8 protein-coding genes are annotated in these 6,178 nt (G+C 38.5%); all 8 read right to left on the bottom strand.

From position 1 onward, the window contains the following. A partial coding sequence (locus tag QZ576_RS22360; protein WP_297101779.1) for a hypothetical protein occupies nucleotides 1–813 on the bottom strand: 813 nt, incomplete at its 3' end. Nucleotides 814–824: 11 nt separating this feature from the next. After that, nucleotides 825–3,407, bottom strand: a complete 2,583-nt coding sequence (locus QZ576_RS22365) for a phage tail tape measure protein (protein WP_297101783.1) — start codon at nucleotides 3,405–3,407, stop codon at nucleotides 825–827. 6 nt (nucleotides 3,408–3,413) lie between these two features. After that, the gene (locus tag QZ576_RS22370) at nucleotides 3,414–3,890 is read right to left on the bottom strand and encodes a hypothetical protein (protein WP_297101786.1); all 477 of its coding nucleotides are present in this window, start codon (nucleotides 3,888–3,890) and stop codon (nucleotides 3,414–3,416) included. 1 nt (nucleotide 3,891) lies between these two features. Next, nucleotides 3,892–4,146, bottom strand: coding sequence for a hypothetical protein (locus QZ576_RS22375; protein ID WP_297101789.1), 255 nt, complete (start codon nucleotides 4,144–4,146; stop codon nucleotides 3,892–3,894). A gap of 1 nt (nucleotide 4,147) precedes the next feature. Further along, nucleotides 4,148–4,303, bottom strand: coding sequence for a hypothetical protein (locus QZ576_RS22380; protein WP_297101792.1), 156 nt, complete (start codon nucleotides 4,301–4,303; stop codon nucleotides 4,148–4,150). A 313-nt stretch (nucleotides 4,304–4,616) separates the two neighbouring features. Continuing rightward, entirely contained in the window at nucleotides 4,617–4,919 is a 303-nt protein-coding gene (locus tag QZ576_RS22385; RefSeq protein ID WP_297101795.1) for a hypothetical protein, read from the bottom strand. A 99-nt stretch (nucleotides 4,920–5,018) separates the two neighbouring features. Next, nucleotides 5,019–5,792, bottom strand: a complete 774-nt coding sequence (locus QZ576_RS22390) for a hypothetical protein (protein ID WP_297101798.1) — start codon at nucleotides 5,790–5,792, stop codon at nucleotides 5,019–5,021. Between the two features lie 2 nt (nucleotides 5,793–5,794). Next, entirely contained in the window at nucleotides 5,795–6,037 is a 243-nt protein-coding gene (locus QZ576_RS22395; RefSeq protein ID WP_297101800.1) for a hypothetical protein, read from the bottom strand. Nucleotides 6,038–6,178 lie beyond the last annotated feature (141 nt).

The raw sequence follows: 6,178 nt of genomic DNA on the forward strand, positions 1-6,178 counted from the left end.
GTTATAAAGGAGAAGTGTTTTCAAATCAACATCGTTTGCAATTGCATTTTCATCAATATGAATGCGAACATCATTAAGCAACTGTCGTAAAACATTATTCAAAAACAACATTGGAGAAACAACCGTTATTTCTAGGTTTTCAGATGTTTTTGCAGCCATTGAGCTGGTTAGGTTTTTAATACTTCCGTCTGGATTTCTGCTGTTGACCAGGTAATCAGATGTATTCCGAAAAGCGTTAGAAAAGGCCTCGGTTGAATCGTTTTCATGCAAATATTCTTCATGAATGAGACTTCCCGGATAGTAATCTGGATTTGGAACCGTATAAGTTATTGGGATAGTTCTTCCTTTTTCTGAAAAAAACTCAGGATTGAATATTGTGGGACAGCAATAATCATCGTTAATAGGATCGTAATCGCTTTTATTTTCCCATGTAATTTCCTGCCCAAATGCTTCTATATCATAAATGTATTTCTCGCGATGTTCTTCTCCGATATCGCCAACAATTCCCCTGAGCCAACACTCATAGCTTTCGTCATCTGCAGAGTTCACAATCAAAGTGCCACCCAAAAGCAGAACCCCTCCAAATCGAATTTCAAAACCTTTAAATTCACGGGTGATTTTTGTGCCAACCTTTTCAAATCTGGCCGGATTTCTGAGAAGGGCTTTGTTTTGATCATTCACCGGGATGCTGATCCCTATTCCTGCATTGCCATCAATTTTGTCGAACTTGCAAGCAGGATTGCTCCAGAGAATTCTGATAGATGTATCAGAACTTAGAAGAAACGGTTTGCTATTTAAATAGAATTCTAACATTATTTAGTGGTTTACATTCCTTTTTTGGTTTCAATTTCTTCCCATTTCTGCAAACTTTTCTGCACCATATCTATTGCGATATAATGTTTCTTCTTGCTTAGTATTTCTACCGTGTGATGCAGCTTGACTACTGAGTCTTGTAACGTTTTAATATCTGGGTTTTGAGCATCTGAACTGCTTGCAGTATTGTTAATCCCATTGTCATCAAGGTATTTGCCTCCTGCATACATTTGCGGTTGGCGGCCATCCCTAACTGCATGTATTGAAGCAATTATTTCCGGGAAATTCATGTTTAGTTTTTTGAGCGTTAATCCGTCAATTACCATTTCGGGCTGGCCGGGAACTTCATTAAATATGCCCAGGTGTGGTTGGTTCCCATAAGTACCAGTTTGAAGTCTACCTATTAAGTCGGGATATTTTCCTAATGCATATTCTTTTGTCCCTTTCGCCGATTTAGTCGCACTTTTAATGGTTCCAATTAATCCCACAACCTGACCGACAAAGCCAGCAATTAAAGGAATGTTTGCAGGGAATGGGGCACTGGCTGCTGTTTTGGCGGTACCTTTTGAAATATTGATAATTGTTTCAGCTATAGCGTATGCCTGTTTCGCTAATAATGCGGCTTTCCCGATTCTGCTTTCTTCCCCAAATACGCCAATTATGGTATCGAGTGTTGATAAATAAGCGGCTTTCTTTTGTGCTTGAATTTGTGCCTCAACAGCAGCTCTGTCTTCTGCAGCTTTTTGTTCGTTATCCAGTGCATGTTGTCTGAGTTTGCTTTGTTCCAGAACTGTTTCAGTAACTGATTCCTCGATCTCAATTCTCGGATCTTTAGAATCCATCTCTTCCATAGATTCAGAATTCCGCTGAAAAGTTGGCGAAGTGCTATCTTCTTGATTATTATTTGAATCCGGGATTACACTTGTAACAGGAGTTGGCGTAGTGGTGATGTCACCTCTTACTTCTATTTTTCCATTAATTGTATCTTCATAAGCGCTCTTCCAGGTAGAAGCCACTTTTTGAGCATTTGCAACAACCGCCGCTTTTGTGTTTTCGCTGTATTCTTCAAAAGCAGTTTTTATACCTTTTACATCGAATGTTAATACTGCCTTTATTAGTTTCCCTCCAAGTTTAAGGTTTTCCCAAAGCCCCTGTATGGCAGTTTTTACAATATTAAAACCAGTAACCCAACTGGCTAACATGTATTGAAAGCCCGCACGAACAGGAAGACTACTATTGTACAATTCAATAAACCAATCGCGTACATTTTTTATACCTGAAGATAGACCTACTATTCCATCAGCCAATAAATCCGTTGCAGTTGCTTTGATCGCAGTGAATGTACCGGTGCCGGTTCCCATTAGTTCTCCCCAGGCTTGTTTTAATTTTGTATTTGCCTCAAGTAGTCGTTCCTGGGCAAGGGCATTTTCACCGGCTCCCGCTTTCAGGTTTTCAAGGCTGAGTTCTGCCTGTCCTAACATAGTGATGTATTCCAGCCCGGCATCTTCACCGGCTCCCCTAAAAATATCGGCAATGGCAGTTCCAACTTCTGTGCTTTGTGGTGGCAGTTCTGCCAATCGATTGCTGATCATTTGAATTGCATCAAAAGCAGAAATGGATCCATCTCGGAGTTTAGCCTGTAGTTCATTCGAGCTTATTCCTATATTGTCGATGGCCGCTTTGGTTGCCGGTGTCATTTCGCGGAGGCTGATTGTTGCCTCTTTAATGCTGTCTATACCCTTGTCGGAATAGATACCCGTTTTAACCTGTTGGCTTATCAGCGCAATGGATTCATCTGCAGATAAACCTGCTGCTTTAAATTGCGGTCCATATTCTTTTAGAATATCCAGGAATTCATCAGAGCTGTCAGCTCCAGTAATAAATCCATCGTTTATCTTATCAAGGGCTTCTTCTGCAGAAATACCCATTGTTTTTGCGAAGTTGTTTGTTGAGATAAGAACCTCGCTAAAATCTTTATTGAATGTGCCCGCGGTGGCTTGAACCGAGGCGGTAAAATCTGCAAGTGGTTTTCCGCTTAAACCAGTCAGGCGCTCTGCTTCGCGTCGGGCTTTGGCGGTTTCCTGGTACATGTTAAATAATGCCTTTGCTCCTTTAATGGCTCCGGCAATAATTGCGGTCCATCCAAAAGCAGGGAGTAATCCTTTTGCAAATCCCAAAAGTTTTTTTGTGGGGCTTTGTATTTGCCCCATTCCGGTTTTTACCTTTCGTAGTTCGGTATTAACCTTGTTGAGGTTGCTCATTTCTGTTTTCCATTCTTTCGAGTCGCGTTTGAGGGTTTTTAGCCGTGCTATGAGTGTTCTTTTGGCTTGTTCCAGATCCTTGAGGTTTGCACCGTTTAAATTTCTCAAGGTATTCTCAATAGAGGTATAGTTTTTTTTGAGCTGGTTTTGTGTTTTGAGGTTCTTTTTCATTTCCGTGTCAATCTTTTTCCAACCTCCTACATCCCCAGCTTGTTCTGCTTTTTTCTTAAGGTTGTACAAGCGTTTGTATTCGCCCTGCAGTTCCTGCAGTTCTTTCCGGGCTTGTTCATTATTCAGGGTGACTGTTACATTTGCTTTTTCGTTGTAAGCCATAATCTTTTATTTAAAGCGAACTCTTTTATAATCGGCTACTGAATAACCTTCGCCGGTTGATGATGATGTGGATTTCTTCGAATGAGACCTTCCTGGTGAAATTTTGCTTCCGTCGATGTTGTATTTTTCGAGGTTGGTTTTTACGAATAGTAAGGCGTCGCGACTCATTGATTTTACCATTTCATTTTTTATAATATCGAGTCGTTTAAAAAACACATCAGAGAACCAGGGCTTCTTTTCTCTGGTGGTTTGAGTGTGGCCTCTATTTGCAATGGTTACACCCTTTCCAACTCCCCATTCAACCATTTTTCCGTAATACTCGAAAGCAAATAGAACATACGATTTGTCGCCGTTTGCCTCACGGTTAACATGGTGGTAAAAACTTTGAGCCAACTTTCCAGAATCTCCAATTTTGTAATTTTGAAGTCGTTCTTGCCATAGTTTTATGGTAATTTTGGCCCACTGATCAATTGAAAGATTCATATTAATTCCTCCTTGCTTCACTTTTAGTTGCCCGATAATTCTGAATTTCAATAATTGCCCTCAAGATATCTTTTGCCCGATTCGGTAAGAGGCGTTTTTTTCCTGCAAGAATATCCCATAAGTGGCTTGTACTTATTCCTGCTCTTTTTGCAATTTCTTCACGCGGAGCGTTGGAAAGGTTGAAAAGTACAACCAACTCCTCGCGGAGCTCGATGTAATATTGCGATTGCTTAAAAATTGACTCATGACCTTTCATGCTAAGATTTTTTGGCATTGAGTAATTGATCGACTATTCCTTCAGTAGTTGCTGCAGGTGTTTCGCCTTCTTCGTTGGTGGAGAATAGCGTTTGTTTTTCTCCGCTTAGTTCTTCCATTGCCTTTTCTGTCTCTTTTTCTTTGTTTAAGTTTTTCATTCTGGGTGTCTCTTTAATTACTGAATTGATTTTGTTTATCTGATTTCGTAGAAATTCGGATGGTGTTACGCCTAATATCTCGCACAAATTGGCCAGATCTTGTTTTTCTCGATTGCTAAGTCGAAATCCAACAGAAGTATTTAGTTCCTTCTTTTTTCGATTCATTTTTTTTGATTAAATCTATCGTGTTCAACCTCTTTGTCAAAGGACATATCAGGCTTCCAGAAAATTAGGCACAAAAAAACCGGGTCGTAATTGACCCGGCTTAGAAATGAAACGGAATTAACCTAACAACAAAAAATGTATTTTTGAATCAATTTAACGATGTCTCTGGTGAGTTTTTATTCCTTGAACTAATTTCGTTAATAACCAGCTGCAGGTGAGATTGGCAATATCTGAGTTTCCATTTTTCTATTTCGACGGTGGCAGTATTAAATTTTTCGTCTTTAAAAAATTGACCACCATTCTCGTTGTAGTTAATGTATTTCTCGCAACCGGCAATCATTATCTCGAAATTAAGCTTGAGTCGTTTGAGATCTTGCACGGTTCTTTTTTTTAGCTCGGTGATGTCTTTATTACCAACCGGTTGAAATTTTTTTTCGTTGAAATCATTCATACTTTTATTTTTTGTAAATTAGCTGTGACAGATTATTTTTTAATAACAAACTGTTGTACCAAGTAACTATAGCTCCGCCAAAGGGCGGAGCTTTTTACTTTAGTCGTTTTTATCGAAATTAATATTGGCAATTACTGTGTTTACTATTGCCTTTTCTCTTATAAACATTCTCGAACTCGGTACGATACGTGGAACACGCCAATCCGGATTGCCGGAAGACCCACCTTTTAATTCTTTATTTTTCATTTCTACATGAATTGTGGTGGTGGTTTCATTTAATAAATCTGGTAGATCGTCTGAAACTATGTTTGCTCCGTATTTGTTTAGAAAATTGATATTCGCACAGAGCGATTGAATTTTTTCCAGAATCAGATTTTCAACTTCATTCTCTGTGTAATGGGTGTATTTATCACGAATTTCCTCTTTTACATGGTCCGGTATGCAAATTTTGTTATCGTTGAATAGATCTGCCAGGTATGGAATATTGTCAGAGTATAGTTTTTTCGATTCTTCACGGAATAAGTCAAGTTGATCTTTTAGTGTGTCGAAGTTTGGGAAAGGGTATGGATTTGTGCCTTTGATGTAGTAATCGAAATCAAAGCCGCCTTTTTTAATCTGTTTTCGGGTTATTGGATTATTCATCAGAAAATGTTTTTGAATCAGTTCTGAAAGGTATTTGTGAGTTGTGTAATCTCGTTTTGCTTTTAAGATTAAATTTAAATGAGTTAACGAAAATGTTTCCTTAAAATAGGATTCCCATTCTTCTTTCACATAGATCATTCGGCTAACGATTTTCTCTAATTTTTCAATTTCCTGATCAACTGAATCGTTGCTAATTCCAATAAATACGGGTGTAAATTCTTTTGTTTTCATAATTAATTTGTTTCTAATTTTTCAATTTTAGCTTTCAGGTCTTTTAGATCATCCTGCAACATAGTAAGATCCAGAAGTGGTTTAAGAACTCTTTCGTCGTTCGGTTCCAGCTTATCAGCTGCGGCAATTATAAGCAAGCGTTTAGCTTCTTCTATTTCACTTACTTTTCTTTCGAGTTGTTCCGGTCGGCGAAGCTCAGAACAAAAGAGAACATGTTTTTCGTCGAATAGTACTTTCTTTTCCATGATTGTAAATTTTTAAATGATTAATATTTGTTGTAATCTTTGATTCTGCTCTCAGTGAGGAATAGGTTAAAATCCTTATGGTTTGGGTAGATTATTTTGGAATAGTCGGTTGTGTTTTTCGGATATCGTTTCAGTACTTCA

The sequence above is a fragment of the uncultured Draconibacterium sp. genome (assembly GCF_913060805.1).
Classification (GTDB): domain Bacteria; phylum Bacteroidota; class Bacteroidia; order Bacteroidales; family Prolixibacteraceae; genus Draconibacterium.

Excerpts from the sequence above, each read along its gene's own strand:
- QZ576_RS22365 (WP_297101783.1), bottom strand. The coding sequence starts at position 3,407 with ATGGCTTACAACGAAAAAGCAAATGTAACAGTCACCCTGAATAATGAA.
- QZ576_RS22370 (WP_297101786.1), bottom strand. The coding sequence starts at position 3,890 with ATGAATCTTTCAATTGATCAGTGGGCCAAAATTACCATAAAACTATGG.
- QZ576_RS22375 (WP_297101789.1), bottom strand. The coding sequence starts at position 4,146 with ATGAAAGGTCATGAGTCAATTTTTAAGCAATCGCAATATTACATCGAG.
- QZ576_RS22380 (WP_297101792.1), bottom strand. The coding sequence starts at position 4,303 with ATGAAAAACTTAAACAAAGAAAAAGAGACAGAAAAGGCAATGGAAGAA.
- QZ576_RS22385 (WP_297101795.1), bottom strand. The coding sequence starts at position 4,919 with ATGAATGATTTCAACGAAAAAAAATTTCAACCGGTTGGTAATAAAGAC.
- QZ576_RS22390 (WP_297101798.1), bottom strand. The coding sequence starts at position 5,792 with ATGAAAACAAAAGAATTTACACCCGTATTTATTGGAATTAGCAACGAT.
- QZ576_RS22395 (WP_297101800.1), bottom strand. The coding sequence starts at position 6,037 with ATGGAAAAGAAAGTACTATTCGACGAAAAACATGTTCTCTTTTGTTCT.